Below are 14731 nucleotides of genomic sequence, written 5' to 3'. Positions count from 1 at the left end.
GGCGGTGGCTGCCAGGCTGGAGGCGCTGGGGGCTGCGGCGCTCTTCGTCGAAGGTGATGTCGCCTCCACTGACGACGCGAAAGCGATGGTGGCCCAGACGATTTCGCGGTTCGGGCGCATCGACTGCCTGGTCAACGCGGCCGGCATCACGACTCGGGGAAGCCTGCTCGAGACCACACCAGAACTCTTCGACCAGCACATCGCCATCAACCTGCGCGGGCCCTTCTTCACCATGCAGGCGGCGGTGGCCGACATGGTCGGCCGCGGCGCGCCGGGCACGATCGTCAACATCATCACGATGTCCGCTCACGGTGGCCAGCCGTTCTTGACGCCGTACTCCGCCTCCAAAGCCGGCTTGATCGGGCTGACGAAGAACGCGGCATACGCCCACCGCTGGGACAAGATCCGCATCAACGGCATCAACATCGGGTGGACGCAGACGGAGGGTGAGGACGCCATCCAGCGCGAGTTCCACGGCGCCGGTGACGACTGGGTCGAGCAGGCCAATGCGACCCTGCCGATGGGCAAGCTCGGTCAGGTCGACGAGATCGCCGAGTTCGTCGTCTTCCTGCTGTCCGATCGCAGCGGGGTCGTCACCGGCTCAGTGATCGATTGGGATCAGACCATTCCCGGCGCCCACGACTGAGCCAGCCCGCGCCGGTTCAGACGGCGTGCGTGGTTCAGACAGTGCGCGGTTCAGACAGTGCGCGTTCAGGGCGGTGGCGCGGTCGACCCGCGCACGACCAGCGCGGGTGGGACGACGACGTCGGCGGTATGCCGCCCCCGCCCCTTCGGCTGTCGTCCCTCGACTGTGTGCCCCTCAACTGTGTGCCCCTCAACTCTGTGCCCCTCAACTCTGTGCCGCTCGACTCCGTGTCCCTCGACTCCGTGGCCCTCAACCCCACCGCCGTCGAGCCGCTCGGCCAGGAGGGCGACCGTCGCGTCCGCGAGCGCTGCCGGGTTCTGGCTGACACTGGTCAGTTCCACCGTGGCCAGCCGAGCGGGCGGGCTGTCGTCATAGCCGACGATGGACACCTGACCGGGCACGGCGATGTGGGCACGGATCAGACTGTCGCGCAACCCCAATGCGCACCGGTCGTTGAAACAGACCGCAGCCGTCGGGCGCTCGGCTGCCGGCGGGCGGAGTAGTTCTGCCGCCGCTGCGATACCCCCCGCCTCGGTGTGATCGCCCACGACGACGTGGATCTCGCCGCCCAGGCCACGCCGGGTCATCGCCCGTTGATAGCCGCGTCGCCGGGCCGTCGCCACACTGCCCTTCGGGCCGTCGACATAGACGATGCGCCGATGCCCGAGGTCGGCGAGGTGATCCACGGCGGCCGCCAGGCCGAGATCATCCGCCGCCCGCACCCCGGGCACATGGTCCGTTCCGGGGCGCCCCAGCACGAGCGCCGGCACGCGCTCGCCGATGGCATCCAGCTGCCGGCGGTTCATGTGCGGGCCGATGAGGATCAGCCCCTCGCACCGGAAGTCCAGGAGGGTCTCCACCGCCTGGCCTTCGTCGCGTCGTTGCGTCACCGAGCTGAGCACGAGATCGAAGCCGTGTCGTTCCGCGGCCGCGTCGAGGGTGCCGACCAACTCCGCGTGAAAGGGACTGGTCACGTCGAGCAGGACACCGAGCAGGTGACTGCGGCGGCGAGCCAGCAGACTCGCCGTGCGATCGGGTCGATAGCCCAACTCCGCTGCGGCCGCCCGCACCCGCTCGCGCGTCGCGTCGCTCGGTCCCGGCTGATCACGCAGAACGAGCGACACCGTCGCCGTGGACACGCCCGACCGAGACGCCACATCGGCTATTCGAGCGCGCACCGCTGCCTCCTCACGGCTCTTCGCTTCAAGCGCTTTGCAAGCTTATGCCCGCTTGCCCTTGACAGGCATGACGTGGGAGGAGCACAGTTGGTTTAAAGCGTTTTATATCGCACTCCGCGAAGGGTAGGCAACAATGACGACCTCTACCTCGAACACCGGGCCGATCGGTGTCGCCGTGATCGGCGCCGGCATGGCCGGCCGGGCACACTGCGCCGGATACCGCAGCGCCCCAACGCTGTTCGACCCACCGCTGCCACCTCTTCGCTATGTCGCGGTCATCGACGCCGACGCGGCGGTCGCGGCCGACGCGGCCACCCGCTATGGCTTCGAGCGCAGCGGCACCGACTGGCGCGAGCTCCTGACCGACGACAGCGTCCACGTCGTGAGCATCGTCGTCGCCAACGCCCTCCACCGCGAGATCGCCGAGGCCCTCCTCGACGCCGGCAAGCACGTGCTGTCCGAGAAGCCGCTCGCCGACACGATCGAGAACGCCCGCGCCATGGCCGATGCAGCGGCAGCGCACCCGGACCTGGTCACCGGCACCGCCTTCGTCTATCGCCGCCAGCCGGCCGTGGCCGCGATCAAGAACCTCGTCGGGCAGCGTCTCGGGGAGGTGTCCCACTTCAACGGCCGCTACTGGTGCGACTACGCCAACAGCCCCCTGACGCCGATGGCCTGGCGTTACCAGGGCGGCCCGGGCACGGGCGCGCTCAACGACATCGGCTCCCACCTGATCGACCTCGCCGAATTCGTCTGCGGGCCGATGACCCACGTCTCCGGCGCCTCCTTCACCACGCTGGTCAAGGAGCGTTTCGTCGCCAAGGGCACGACATACGGTCACTCCCGCGCCGAGCTGACGGAGGAGAAGAAGGCCGTCGAGAACGACGACGTTGCGACCTTCACGGCGACCTTCGCCAATGGGGCTGTCGGCACCTTCTCCATCTCGCGCATCGCCCCCGGGCACGCCAACTCGATGGCGTTCGACGTCTTCGCCCAGCACGGCGCGGCGAAATGGGACATGGACCGGCCCGCCGAATTCTCCGTGGTGCTCAACGAATCCGACGACGCGCTCGCGGCATACAACGGCTACAACCAGGTCCTCGTCGGGCCGGCCCACCCCTACCTCAAGGGTGGCGTGCCGATGGACTTCCCCGGGGTGTCCTATGGCGTGGGTGACCTCTTCGGTTTCCAGGCCCGCGCCTTCCTCGAGCAGGTCGCCGGCATCGAGGGCGGCCTGCCTCCCGTCGCGAGCTTCGCCGACGGGCTGCGCGACCTCGAGATCATCAACGCCGTCATCTCCTCCGCCGCCGCCGGCGGCGCCACCGTCGAACTCCCTTCCCACCACTGACCCCCACCAAGTGTCCTCGCTGCGCTGCGGTACTTCGCGGGGACCACAGTCGCATCGATAGCCCACGAAGAGCCCCAAGGAGCAAGTCATGTACATCGGTGTCTACAACGCGTGCCTCGGCAACAAGTCCCTCGGTGAGGCCCTCGACGTCATCAAAGGCCTCGGCCTCAACAGCGTCGAGATCAACTCCGGCGGCTTCCTCCCGCCGATCCACCTGCCCGTCGAGGAGTTGAAGGCCAGCGAGGACGCCCGCCAGGCCTACCTCGGGGAGTTCGAATCCCGCGGCCTGACCCTGACGGCGTTGAACTGCAACGGCAATCCGCTCTTCCCGACCGCCGGCTTCTCCCACGCCCAGGACCTCGTCGACTCCATCGAGCTGGCGTCCCTGCTCGGCGTGAAGCGCCTGGTGACCATGTCCGGTGCCCCGGCCGCCGAGGCCGGCGGCCAGCACATGGCGTGGAATGTGTTGCCCTGGTGGAGCCCGCTGCTCGACGTGCGCGACTACCAGTGGGAGGTCGCCGTCCCCTTCTGGAAGGACATCCAGGCCCGCGCTGCGGACGCCGACGTCAAAGTCGCCATCGAGATGCACCCGGGCAATGTCGTCTACAACCCCGCGACGATGCACCGCCTCGCCGAAGAGATCAACGCCACGCACGTCGGTGCCGAGATGGACCCGAGCCACCTCTTCTGGCAGGGCATCGATCCCGTTCTCGCGCTGAAGGATCTGGGCTCGCTCGTCTATTGCTCGGCCGCCAAGGACACCCGCATCAACGAGGCCGCCAAGATCAACGGCGTCCTCGACGATCGCTTCACCCGCGTCGCCGAGGGTGAGCCGGGCTACCTCCCGCTCGGCGGCGGCACCACCCTCTCGGGCTGGCCGAGCAACTCCTCCTGGGACTTCGTCGCCATCGGCAAGGGCCATGACGTCGCCTTCTGGACCGAGTTCCTGCGCGCGCTGCAGGAGATCGACCCGGATCTGCCCTGCAATATCGAGCACGAGGACGCCGAGCTCGGTCAGCTCGAGGGCCTGGAGTATGCCGCCAGGAACATGCTTGCCGCGGAGCAAGGCCTGTGACGGTCCTCCCCGAGGTCGAGCCGCTGCGCATCGGTCTGCTCGGTGCCGCCCGGATCGCGCCGCTGTCGATCGTCAGCCCGGCGCAGGCGACGGGCGCGCGCCTGGTGGCGGTGGCTGCGCGGGATCGTTCTCGCGCAGCCGACTTCGCCGCCGCCCATGGCGTCGAGCGCGTCGTGGAGTCGTATGACGCGCTGCTCGCCGACCCTGAGGTCGAAGCCGTGTACAACCCGCTCGCCAACGGGCTGCACGCTCCGTGGAATGCGCGCATCGCGGCGGCCGGCAAGCACGTCCTGGCCGAGAAGCCGTCGGCCGCCAACGCGGCCGAGGCGCGCGACGTGGCCGACGCCGTGCGGGCCGCCGGGGTGGTGTTCATGGAGGCGTTCCACTTCCCCTATCACCCGCTCTTCCAGCGAACGTGCGAGCTCATCGGGCAGGGCGCCATCGGTGAGGTCCGGCATATCGACGTGCCGCTGCTCATGCCCGACCCCGGCGCCGACGACCCCCGCTGGCGAATGGACCTGGCCGGCGGCTCGATGATGGACCTCGGCTGTTACTCCCTCTCCTGCCTCGCCCTCCTCGGCGAGCAGTTCTGCGGCGGCTCGTTCACGATCAACACGGCCGAAGCCGCCGAGCGCGAGGGTCATCCCGGCGTCGACTCCCACCTCTTCGTCGCTGGCGAGTTCCCCTCGGGGGCAAAGGGTTCCGGCGGCTCCGATATGGATGCCAAGGACTGGTCGTTCACCCTTGTGGTCACCGGCAGCGAAGGCGAGATCGTCGTGCCGAGCTTCCCCTTACCGCACGAGGACGACCGGCTCATCCTGCGGCATACGGCTGCAGCGCCCCGCTCCCGACGCCTTCCCGACGAAGCCGCCGACCTGACCAGTGAACGCGACGGTGACGTCGTCGAGCACCTGGGCAACCGGTCGAGCTACACCTACCAACTGGAGGCGTTCGCGGCAGCGGTGCGCTCCGGCGCCCCTGTCGTCACCGACGCCGAGTTCGCCGTGCGCAATATGTCCCTCGTCGACTCCGCGTATGTCGCGGCCGGCCTCCCGGTGCGTGAGAGCATAACTCCCTAGTCACCCCACGAAGTGTCCTCGCTGTCGTCGAGGTCACCGCACCAATCGGCGGCAGCGTCATTGTCGAAGGGGCCTGTCTGCCACGCGCTCACGGCGATCACTCTCGCCGATGGCCTTGGGCGACAGGGCGATCAGTCCTCATCCCCACGCCACCTCGAGAGTCAGGTGACCGTGAAGGCCTCGCGGAAGCGCTGGAGGGCGAGGTCGGAGTCACCGGAGGCGAAGGCTTCCAGGCCGACCACACCGGCATACCCCATCTCGCGCAACGCGCGGGCGACCCCGCTGTAGTTGATCTCGCCGGTGCCCGGCTCGCAGCGGCCGGGGACGTCCGCGACCTGGATCTCACCGATCCACGGCAGGGCGGCCCGGCACAGTTCGATCAGGTTCCCCTCGCCGATCTGCGCGTGATAGAGGTCCAGGTTGAGCTTCAGGCTCGGGCTGTCGATGCCGCTCACCAGGGCGAGGGTGTCCTCGGCGCGCGCGAAGGGCGTGCCCGGGTGGTCGACGACCAGGTTGAGGTTCTCCAGGAGGAAGGTGACGCCCTCCCGCTCGCCGAGGTCGGCGATGCGCTGGAGGGTATGCCGCGCGGTCGCCCACATCTGCTCGCTCGCCACCTCGCCGGGCGCCAATGCCTTGACGGGCAGGCCCTTGTCGTCGAGACCCGTGCCGTGCAGGTTGAGCCCCCACGCACCGATGCGCTTGGCGACCGGGATCGACTCGGCCGCCGTGCGCAGCAGTTCGTCAGCACCATCAGCATCGCCCAGGGTGCCGGTCGTGTAGCCGGTCATCGACGTGAAGGTGACGCCCTCGTCGTGGAGGGCCTCCAGCGCGTCGATGTCGTGGCCCCGCCAGTCCCAGATCTCGACGGCGAAGCCGGCCTCGTGAATGCGTCGAATGCGCTCTGCCACAGGCAGATCGCGATAGAGCATCTCGCTGCTCGCCGCCAGCGTGAACGATCCGGCCGGGGCCATGTCAGGTGTTCTGCGGGAAACCGAGGTTCAGGCCGCCGTGGCTCGGGTCGAGCCAGCGGGAGGTGACGACCTTGCCGCGGGTGAAGAAGTGCACGCCTTCCATGCCGTGGGCGTGGGTGTCGCCGAAGAGGCTGTTCTTCCAGCCGCCGAAGGAGAAGTAGGCCATCGGCACGGGGATCGGCACGTTGATGCCCACCATGCCGACCTCGACCTCGTTTTGGAAGCGACGGGCGGCGCCGCCGTCATTGGTGAAGATCGCCGTGCCGTTGCCGTAGGGGTTGTCGTTGATCAGCTTCAGTCCCTCGTCGTAGGACTGCACGCGCACCACGGACAGCACCGGGCCGAAGATCTCGTCGTCGTAGACCGGCATACCGGGCGTGACATTGTCGAAGAGCGTCGGCTTGAGGAAGAAACCCTCGCCGTCGGCGTCGACGTCTCCCTCGCGCCCGTCCACGACGAGCGTCGCTCCCGCGTCGACGCCCTTGTCGAGATAGGACGTGACCTTGTCGGCGTGCTCGCGCGTCACGAGCGGACCCATGTCGCTGCCGCGGGTGCCGTCGCCCGTGACGAGCTTGCCCATCCGGTCGGTGATCTTGGAGATCAGATCGTCGGCGATCGGTTCGACGGCGAGCAGGGCGGAGATGGCCATGCACCGCTCGCCCGCGGAGCCGAAGCCGGCGTTGACGGCGGCGTCGGCGGCCAGGTCGAGGTCAGCGTCGGGGAGAACCAGCATGTGGTTCTTCGCGCCGCCGAGGGCCTGCACGCGCTTGCCGTGGGCGGTGCCGGTCTCGTAGACATACTTGGCGATCGGCGTGGAGCCGACGAAGGAGACGGCCTTGACGTCGGGGTGGGTCAGGAGCGCGTCGACCGCCTCCTTGTCGCCGTGCACGACGTTGAGCACGCCGTCGGGCAGGCCGGCCTCTTTCCACAGTGCCGCAACGGCATTCACCGCTGAGGGGTCCTTCTCGGACGGCTTGATGACGACCGCGTTGCCGCAGGCGATGGCGATGGGCACGAACCACAGCGGCACCATCGCCGGGAAGTTGAAGGGACTGATCACCGCGACGACGCCGAGGCTCTGGCGGATCGAGTAGACGTCGACCCGGGTCGAGACGTTCTCGGAGAAGCCGCCCTTGAGCAGCTGCGGGATGCCGCACGCGAACTCCGCGACCTCGAGGCCGCGCGTCACTTCGCCCACCGCGTCGGAGAGCACCTTGCCATGCTCCGACGTGATGATTGCGCCGATCTCCTCCTTCTTGGCGTTGAGCAGTTCACGGAACGTGAAGAGCACCTGCGTGCGCTTGGTCAAGCTGGCGTTCTGCCATTCGTTCTGCCAGGCGGCCTTCGCACCCCGCACGATCTCGTCGACGAGGTCCGTCGAGGCGAGGTCCAGGACGCCGGTCTGGGCGCCGGTGGCCGGGTTGTAGACGGGGGAGGTTCGCTCGGCGGTGCCCTCCCAGGCCGCGCCGTTGATCAGGTGGGTGATGCGAGTGGGCGTGCTCATGGTTGCTCCTCCGGCTGCTCAAATGTTGTTACATACTAACATACACCGCATTCGGTATGCGGTCAGGTCACGCGGTGGGTGACTCCAGTTTGGGTGGGCTCGCCCAGGCGCTCAAGTGCTCCTCGATCGCCCGCTTCATGAATCGGCTGGACTCCTCGGCGCGGTCCTCCCATGCGAAGACACACGCGGTGAGTATGCCGTCGAAGCCGTTGCGCTCCAGCGCGGCGAAGAAGCGACCGAAGTCGACTTCCCCTTGTCCCATGTCGAGGTGCTGGTGGACCGTGACCTGGGAGCCAGGCGGGTTGACGATATAGCGCAGGCCGGAGGATGCCGTGTGGTCGTAGGCGTCGGCGAGGTGGCACATGGTCGTCAGGTCGCCGGCCTTGTCGAGGATGCCGTCGACGTCGTTGCCCTGATGGAAGGTGTGCGGCGTGCAATAGAGGAAGGAGACGTTGTCGCTGTTGAGCGCGCGGATCAGGTCGATGGCCCGCTTGCCGTCCTCTTCGAAGTCGTCGGGGTGCGGCTCGAGCACGAGCCGGATCCCCTCCTTCTCGAAGACGGGCAGCAACTCCTCCATCGAGCGCCAGAACTGCGCCTCGCAGACGTCCGCCTGCCGCGGGTTGCCGTTGAACTCCGAGTTCATCGTGTCCACCCCGAGCAGCGACGTCAGCTGGATCGCGCGCTTCCAATAGCGCACGGCTGCCTGCCGGGCGTCCTCGTCCGGGCCCGACCACGTGTAGAGGGGCAGCACCGACGAGACGCCGACCCCGGCCCCCTGCAACGCTTTTCGGAAGGCCTTCGCGCCGGAGTCGTTCACGCGCGGGTGCGTGAAGAAGGGCGTGAAATCCTCACGGGGCGACAGTTCGATCCACTCGTAACCGAGGTCGGCGACGACCCCCGGGAGCGACTCCAGGGTGGTGACCTCACGGAACATGTAGGGGTCGAGGGCGATCTTCACGTCAGCGTCTCCTTGTCCACGAGGGTGACCGCCACCGGCTGACCGGAGGCGAGCGACTGCATACCGGCCTCGCACACGGCGGTGGAGGCATAGCCGTCCCACGAGGTGGCGCCCACCACCTCGCCGCGGCGGGTGGCATCGACCCAAGCCTGGAACTCCAAGTCATAGGCGAGGCCGAAGCGAGCAATGAAGTCCGGGTCCACTGTGCCGCCCCAGGATCCGGCCGGCTCACCGACCCGTGTGGTGTAGAGGCCCGACTGCGGCCGGCCCGCGATGGCCGTGCCGCGCTCCGAGACCGCCTCGCAGCGCACCTCATACCCGACCTGGCAGTTGACGAAGACCTCGTTGGACACGACGCCACCGCCCGCCATGGTGAAGAGCGCGACCTGCGGGTCGACGACGCCTTCGCAGGCGTGGCTCGTCGGCGCAGGGGAGAGCACCTGGATGGTGGTGATCTCCTGGCCGAACATGAAGCGCGCGACGTCGACCTCGTGGACCAGCGAGTCGCGCACGATCATCTCCGAGCGGAACTCGGGGTTGGGAACCGATTTGTTCCGGTGCGTGTTGTGCAACAACAGCGTTCGGCCCAGATCGCCGGACGCGAGCAGCTGCTGCAGCTGCGCATACTGCGGGTCGAAGCGGCGCATGAAGCCGACCTGGATGAGTTCCTTGCCGGCCTCGCGCTCGGCGCGCAGCACCCGCAGGGACGACTCGCTGTCCATCGTCAGCGGCTTCTCACACAGGACATATTTGCCCGCCGCGATGCACGCGAGGACTTGCTCCTCGTGGACGAAGCCGGGGGAGGCGATGACCACCGCATCCACCTCGTCGTCGGCGACGAGCGCCAGCGGATCGTCGACCGAGCGCACCCCGTCATACCGCCCGGCCAGGGCCGCGGCTCGGGCCGTGTCGGGATCCGACACGGCCACGAGCCGGGCTCCGGCGACGCGGTGGACGAGACGGTCGGCGTGGTCGGCGCCCATCATGCCGACACCGATCACTCCGACGCGCAGTTCGTTCTCAGCCACGGTGGTTCCTACTCCTTGTGCTCTTCGACAGATGTCGCACCGTGCCCACGCTGGAAGAGCGAGTGGTCGACCTCGGCCTCGACTGCGTCGGCCGCCGCAGCGTCCGCGGTGCCGTCGGCCTCGCTCGCACGCAGCTCGTGGCTGAGCTCGGCGAGTTCCTGGCCACCGGCCATCTCCGCCGTGAGCTGGTCGAGGGTGATCTCGTCGCGGTGGGCGTCGAGGACCAACCGGCCCAGCTTGAGGATGACGAAGTGGTTGCCGACCATGTAGGCGTGGTGCGGGTTGTGGGTGATGAAGATGACGCCGAGACCGCTGTCGCGCATCTTGGTGACGTACTTCAGCACGACGCCGGACTGCTTGACACCGAGGGCCGCCGTCGGCTCGTCGAGGATGACGACGCGGGCACCGAAATAGATCGCGCGGGCGATGGCGATGCACTGCCGCTGGCCGCCGGAGAGGGCGCCGACCGGACGGTCGAGGTCCGGTATGACGATCCCCATCTTCTGGAGTTCCTCGCCCGAGATGCGCTTCATGGCGTCGATGTCGAGGCCGAAACCCTTCTTCATCTCGTTGCCGAGGAAGAAGTTGCGCCACACCGACATCAGGGGTGCGAGGGCCAGGTCCTGGTAGACCGTGGCGATGCCCTTGGCCTGCGCCTCGCGCGGGGAGTTGAAGCGGATCTCCTCCCCGTCCATTCGCACCACACCTTCGGTGTGCTGGTGCAGCCCGGCGATGATCTTGATCAGTGTGGACTTGCCCGCGCCGTTGTCGCCGAGGACGCAGGTGACCTCACCCGGACTGACGCTGATGTTGACGCCGCGCAGTGCGTGGACGTTGCCATAGCTTTTGCCGACCTCGTCGAGTTCGAGAAGTCGGGTTCCTGTCGCCGTTGCCGTGGTCATGCGTCCGCCCGCTTCCTGACGTAGTTGTTGATGAGGACGGCCGCGATGAGCATGACGCCGAGGAAGGTGCGCAGCCAGTCGACATCCCAGCCGGCATAGCTGATGCCCAGCACCGCCATGCCGTAGATGAGCGCACCGATCGATGCACCGACGATGGAGCCATAGCCGCCGGTGAGCAGACACCCGCCGATGACGGCCGCGATGATGTAGATGAACTCGTAGCCGGGGCCGGTGCCGGACTGCAGGGTGTTGTACTCGAAGAGGGTGTGCATGCCCAGCAGCCAGGCTGCGAAACCGGTCCCCATGAAGAGCGCGATCTTCGTCGCGACCACCGGAACACCCACCGCTCGAGCGGCAGCGGAGTCGCCACCGGCGGCGAGGATCCAGTTTCCGTACTTGGTGCGCAGCAGCAAGTAGGAGACGGCGACGGTCAACAGGATCCAGTAGATGATCGGGATCTTGATGTTCACGGAACCGATCGAGAACTCCGATGCGAACACGGCGTGGGCGGAATTGAAACCCTCCATGTCACTGATCGAGTTCGAGGACACGCCGCCGGTCACGATCCGGGTCATAGCGAGGTTGGCGCCCCAGAAGACGAAATAGGTGCCAAGTGTGACGAGGAAGCTCGGCAGCTTCGTGACATGCAGCAGCCAGCCGTTGAAGGCGCCGATCGCGAGGGCGAAGAGCAACGAGATCAGGACGCCGACCCAGACGTTGAGGTTGAAGTACCACGCCGAGTGGGCTGCCGTAAGCCCTGCGGTCGTCACCGCGACACCTGTCGAGAGGTCGAACTCGCCACCGATCATCAGCAGGGCCACGAAGACGGCCATGATCCCGATGGTCGATGCCGAGTAGAGGATGGTGCCGATATTGCCCACGCTCCGGAAAGCCGGTGCGACCGCGAGGAAGAGGGCAACCAACACCGCAGCACCGATAAGGGCACCGACAGCCGGCATGCCGAAGAAGGTCGAAGCGGCGGACCTGGTCCGGACTCTGTCGTCCGAGGCGGTCGCGGTTGATGCTGTGCTCATCGGCCGATCACCGGGTCCCGTTGGCAGCGAACTTCGCTACCGCTTCGATGTTCGTGGAGTCGATGAACGCCGGGCCGGTCGGCACCCGCTGGCCACCGCCGATCACGTTGCCGTTGATCTTGTACAGATAGAGCGACGTCACGGCCAAGTAGCCCTGGAGGAAGGGCTGCTGGTCGATGGCCCACTGGACCTTGCCACCCTTGACCGCGTCGACGAGTGCGGGGTTGGTGTCGAAGGTCCCGATCTTCGCTGCCGACCCGGCACCCTCGACGGACTTGACAGCGTCCAGAGCGAACGGTGCCCCGAGAGTGACGACCCAGTCGATCGTCTTGTCCTGCGTCAGCTGCGCCTGCAGCGACGTCACCACCGCGGCGTCGTTGCGACCATCGACATAGACCCGCGCGACCTTCACGGCACCGCCGGCACCGTCCTCGACGCCTTTGCAGCGCTCCTCCAGCTGCTGTTGGCCCTGCTCCTGGATGACGCAGATGGCGTTCTTGGCGCCGTCCTTGGCCAGTCGCTCGCCGACCGCCACGCCAGCATCGGTCTCGGCCTGGCCGAAGTAGCCGATCACACCGAGGTCCATGGCATCCGGGCCACCGGCGTTGAACATCGAGACGGCAATGCCACCCTCGATCGCCTTCTTGACTACGGGGCCGATGGCTCCGGTGTTGGGGTTGGTCGCGGCGATCCCGTCGACTTTCTTGTCGATGGCCGCCTGGATGAGCTGAGCCTGCTTCGTCGCGTCGGGGTCGTTGGTGTATTCGAGATTCACACCGACGTCGGTGGCTGCCTGCTCAGCGCCCTTGCGGATGATGTCCCAGAAGGTGTCACCGGGAGCTTGGTGAGTCACCATCGTGACGGTCATGGTCTTTGCCTTGGCGCCGTCGGCACCGACCTTCTGCTCGACGGCCTGCCGGCCGCCGGTCGAGGAGCACGCCACCAGCGAGCCCATCAGTGAGAGTGATACGGCGGCGACGCCGAGCTTCTTGCGTTGGATCATGTGAGCACTGACCTTTCGAACATCACCGCTTCGTCGAGGCGGTGTCCTTGCGGTGGGTGGTGATCTGCAGTCGGCGTCGGTGCCGCTCCAGAAGATGTCGCGGGCGTGGTCACCTCCCTGCTGTGAAGGGGAGACGGGGGTCGGGCGGGAGGTCCGACCAGGCGTCCCGCACCCAGACGTGTGCCGGGTCCATGCAGATGCGCCACGCGCGTTCCGCGCCGGGGCCGGCCATGACGTTGAGGTAGTAGAGGTCGGCCGTCGGCGCAGCCATCGCGGGGCCGTGCCAGCCGTAGGGCACCAGGACGACGTCGCCGGAGCGCACCTCGGCGACCACGTCGATGGGCCGCTCCGGCTGCTCGTTCGACCCATAAACTCGTTGGTAGCCAACGGGATCGGTGCCACGCGGGTCGGTGGGCTGAAGCTCGAAGTAGTAGATCTCCTCGAGCTGGGTCTCCTCGTCGGTCTCGGTGTCGTGCTTGTGCGGCGGCCAGGAGCTCCAGTTGCCCGCCGGCGTGATGACCTCGCACACGAGGATCGAGTCGGCGTCGAGGACCTCGGGCAGTCCGAAGGAGCGCACCTCCCGCGAAGAGGTGCCGGCACCACGGATCTCGACGGGCACCTCGTCAGCGCGGATGTGGCGGAACGGTTTCGGGGCCGCGAGCTTCGTCGCCGGTGCCCCCGTGAGGGCCACGCGGGCGGGACCACCCTCGGCGGTGACGCGCACGACGGCGCCGCGGCCGGCATACGCAACATCGGTCGCGGACGCGAAGACGTGCGCCCGGCCGGCCAGCACGATGTCGTGCGCGGTGCCGTCTTCGTCCGTGACCTCGACGCGGACCGAGCCGTTCAGCGGCACGACGATCGTCTCTTCGACGCCGCTGTCGTGGGTCACCGACGCGCCCTCGCTGATCTCGGCGACGCGCAGCATCGTATGCTGCCAGCCGTCGATACCCGCGTCGATCACGGTCGCGTAATCTCCTTGGGCGGCAGCGCCTTTCGGGAAAACCCAGCGCTCGTTGTCGCGGCCGGTGCCGGTGGTCATGGGGCCTCCTGGTGGACGAGTCGGGCGGCGATGTCGACGGCGGCGGCGACGTCACCGTCCGGGGGGAAGAGCAGGGCGCGACCGACGACGAGACCCCGCACAGGCGGGATGGTCAGGGCATGGGCCCACCGCTCATAGGTCTCGTCGGCGCGGCCCTGCGGGTCGCCGCCGAGCAGCAGCGTCGGCAGGGTCGTTGCCTCCATCACGCGCTCCAGGTCGTCGACGACCGGCAGCTTCAGCCACGTGTGGGCGCTGCTGTCGCCGAGCCCGGAGGCGATGTGGATGGAGCGGATCGTCGAGTCGGGGTCCAGCAGGTTGTGCACCCGCCCGTCGCGAACCTCCGACATGAATGGCTCGATCATCGCCATCAGGCCGTAAGCCGCGAGCTCGCCGATCGCCCGAGCGCTCGCTTCGAGGGTGGGCGCGGTGCCGGCGTTGCCGAGCGAGATGCGGGTGAGCATCTTGCCGCCGTCGAGACCCCGCTGCTGCAACGCCGCCGCCGTGTAGGCCGTGAAGCGGTCGTCGAGTTCGAAGCAAGCCCCTTGCAGCCCACCGCGATTCATCGAGCCGATCGCGAGCTTGCCCTCCAGGGAGCCCATCAGCACGAGGTCGTCGAGCACATCGGGCGTGCCGAGCACACCGTCGACCCCCGGGGGCGACAGGGCACTCACGAGCCGCTCGAGCAGTTCGGCGCGGCTGGCCATGGCGAGCGGGTCGGTGCGCACGCCCAAGGCGCCGCGGGCGGGGTGATCGGCGGCCACGATCAGCAACCGGCCGTCGGCACCCACCCGTTCGCGACGGCGGCGCGTCGCCCAGGCCGCGGCGATGCGTTCGGGTTCGCGGACGCGGATCTCGGTGACGCCGGCCATCGTCAGCGGGGTGGCGGCGGCGGTCATGATTCGGACCTCCGGCCGTCCAGAGCCGCCTCGACCTCCGCGGTCGTGGGCATGGCGGGGGGGGGGG

At 67.9% G+C, this 14731-nt stretch carries 15 protein-coding genes; 4 read left to right on the top strand and 11 right to left on the bottom strand.

Annotated features, from left to right (window positions below):
* The coding region (locus BN11_RS04820; RefSeq protein ID WP_048695198.1) for an SDR family oxidoreductase at positions 1-646 on the top strand (646 nt) is incomplete at its 5' end.
* A gap of 65 nt (positions 647-711) precedes the next feature.
* Here BN11_RS04820 and BN11_RS04815 read toward each other — a convergent pair.
* On the bottom strand, positions 712-1803 hold the full coding sequence (locus BN11_RS04815; protein WP_201329216.1) for a LacI family DNA-binding transcriptional regulator: 1092 nt from the start codon (positions 1801-1803) through the stop codon (positions 712-714).
* Positions 1804-1957: 154 nt separating this feature from the next.
* On the opposite strand from BN11_RS04815, the gene BN11_RS04810 reads away from it, so the two are divergent.
* The 3 genes from BN11_RS04810 (at position 1958) to BN11_RS04800 (ending at position 5326) form a co-directional block, all read left to right on the top strand.
* Entirely contained in the window at positions 1958-3172 is a 1215-nt protein-coding gene (locus BN11_RS04810; RefSeq protein WP_048695195.1) for a Gfo/Idh/MocA family protein, read from the top strand.
* A gap of 88 nt (positions 3173-3260) precedes the next feature.
* Positions 3261-4247: a sugar phosphate isomerase/epimerase family protein gene (locus BN11_RS04805; protein ID WP_048695191.1), complete on the top strand. Its 987-nt coding sequence runs from the start codon at positions 3261-3263 to the stop codon at positions 4245-4247.
* Positions 4244-5326 (top strand): Gfo/Idh/MocA family protein, encoded by a 1083-nt coding sequence (locus BN11_RS04800; RefSeq protein ID WP_048695189.1) that lies wholly within the window; start codon positions 4244-4246, stop codon positions 5324-5326. The genes BN11_RS04805 and BN11_RS04800 overlap by 4 nt, the downstream gene beginning before the upstream one ends.
* On the opposite strand, the gene BN11_RS26040 is transcribed toward BN11_RS04800, so the two are convergent.
* The 10 genes from BN11_RS26040 to BN11_RS04755 all read right to left on the bottom strand — a co-directional run bounded on the left by BN11_RS26040 (position 5323) and on the right by BN11_RS04755 (position 14664).
* Positions 5323-5418 carry a DUF4259 domain-containing protein gene (locus tag BN11_RS26040; protein WP_201329215.1) on the bottom strand — a complete coding sequence of 32 codons (96 nt, stop codon included), beginning with the start codon at positions 5416-5418 and terminating at the stop codon, positions 5323-5325. The two genes, BN11_RS04800 and BN11_RS26040, sit on opposite strands and share 4 nt — an antisense overlap.
* A 69-nt stretch (positions 5419-5487) precedes the next feature.
* Positions 5488-6297: a TIM barrel protein gene (locus BN11_RS04795; protein WP_048695186.1), complete on the bottom strand. Its 810-nt coding sequence runs from the start codon at positions 6295-6297 to the stop codon at positions 5488-5490.
* Position 6298: 1 nt separating this feature from the next.
* Entirely contained in the window at positions 6299-7801 is a 1503-nt protein-coding gene (locus BN11_RS04790) for a CoA-acylating methylmalonate-semialdehyde dehydrogenase (protein ID WP_048695182.1), read from the bottom strand.
* Positions 7802-7868: 67 nt separating this feature from the next.
* The gene (locus tag BN11_RS04785) at positions 7869-8759 is read right to left on the bottom strand and encodes a sugar phosphate isomerase/epimerase family protein (RefSeq protein WP_048695178.1); all 891 of its coding nucleotides are present in this window, start codon (positions 8757-8759) and stop codon (positions 7869-7871) included.
* On the bottom strand, positions 8756-9787 hold the full coding sequence (locus BN11_RS04780; protein WP_235435362.1) for a Gfo/Idh/MocA family protein: 1032 nt from the start codon (positions 9785-9787) through the stop codon (positions 8756-8758). The genes BN11_RS04785 and BN11_RS04780 overlap by 4 nt, the downstream gene beginning before the upstream one ends.
* Positions 9788-9795: 8 nt before the next feature.
* Entirely contained in the window at positions 9796-10689 is an 894-nt protein-coding gene (locus tag BN11_RS04775) for an ATP-binding cassette domain-containing protein (protein WP_048695175.1), read from the bottom strand.
* Positions 10686-11648: an ABC transporter permease gene (locus BN11_RS04770; protein WP_327152833.1), complete on the bottom strand. Its 963-nt coding sequence runs from the start codon at positions 11646-11648 to the stop codon at positions 10686-10688. Before BN11_RS04770 ends, BN11_RS04775 begins: the two co-directional genes overlap by 4 nt.
* 82 nt (positions 11649-11730) lie before the next feature.
* Positions 11731-12726: a substrate-binding domain-containing protein gene (locus BN11_RS04765; RefSeq protein WP_048695169.1), complete on the bottom strand. Its 996-nt coding sequence runs from the start codon at positions 12724-12726 to the stop codon at positions 11731-11733.
* Positions 12727-12835: 109 nt separating this feature from the next.
* Positions 12836-13768: a 5-deoxy-glucuronate isomerase gene (gene iolB / locus BN11_RS04760; RefSeq protein ID WP_048695165.1), complete on the bottom strand. Its 933-nt coding sequence runs from the start codon at positions 13766-13768 to the stop codon at positions 12836-12838.
* The gene (locus BN11_RS04755; protein ID WP_048695163.1) at positions 13765-14664 is read right to left on the bottom strand and encodes a Cgl0159 family (beta/alpha)8-fold protein; all 900 of its coding nucleotides are present in this window, start codon (positions 14662-14664) and stop codon (positions 13765-13767) included. The genes iolB and BN11_RS04755 overlap by 4 nt, the downstream gene beginning before the upstream one ends.
* Positions 14665-14731: the final 67 nt, after the last annotated feature.

It is taken from the genome of Nostocoides australiense Ben110 (assembly GCF_001050535.1).
GTDB lineage: Bacteria > Actinomycetota > Actinomycetes > Actinomycetales > Dermatophilaceae > Nostocoides_A > Nostocoides_A australiense.
Note: the sequence above shows the minus strand (reverse complement) of the source record. Positions and strands in the feature narration are given on the sequence as shown.

Coding starts and splice junctions, on each gene's coding strand:
- BN11_RS04770 (WP_327152833.1), bottom strand. CDS start 11,648: ATGCCGGCTGTCGGTGCCCTTATCGGTGCTGCGGTGTTGGTTGCCCTC.
- BN11_RS04805 (WP_048695191.1), top strand. CDS start 3,261: ATGTACATCGGTGTCTACAACGCGTGCCTCGGCAACAAGTCCCTCGGT.
- BN11_RS04775 (WP_048695175.1), bottom strand. CDS start 10,689: ATGACCACGGCAACGGCGACAGGAACCCGACTTCTCGAACTCGACGAG.
- BN11_RS04755 (WP_048695163.1), bottom strand. CDS start 14,664: ATGACCGCCGCCGCCACCCCGCTGACGATGGCCGGCGTCACCGAGATC.
- BN11_RS04810 (WP_048695195.1), top strand. CDS start 1,958: ATGACGACCTCTACCTCGAACACCGGGCCGATCGGTGTCGCCGTGATC.
- BN11_RS04765 (WP_048695169.1), bottom strand. CDS start 12,726: ATGATCCAACGCAAGAAGCTCGGCGTCGCCGCCGTATCACTCTCACTG.
- iolB (WP_048695165.1), bottom strand. CDS start 13,768: ATGACCACCGGCACCGGCCGCGACAACGAGCGCTGGGTTTTCCCGAAA.
- BN11_RS04790 (WP_048695182.1), bottom strand. CDS start 7,801: ATGAGCACGCCCACTCGCATCACCCACCTGATCAACGGCGCGGCCTGG.
- BN11_RS04795 (WP_048695186.1), bottom strand. CDS start 6,297: ATGGCCCCGGCCGGATCGTTCACGCTGGCGGCGAGCAGCGAGATGCTC.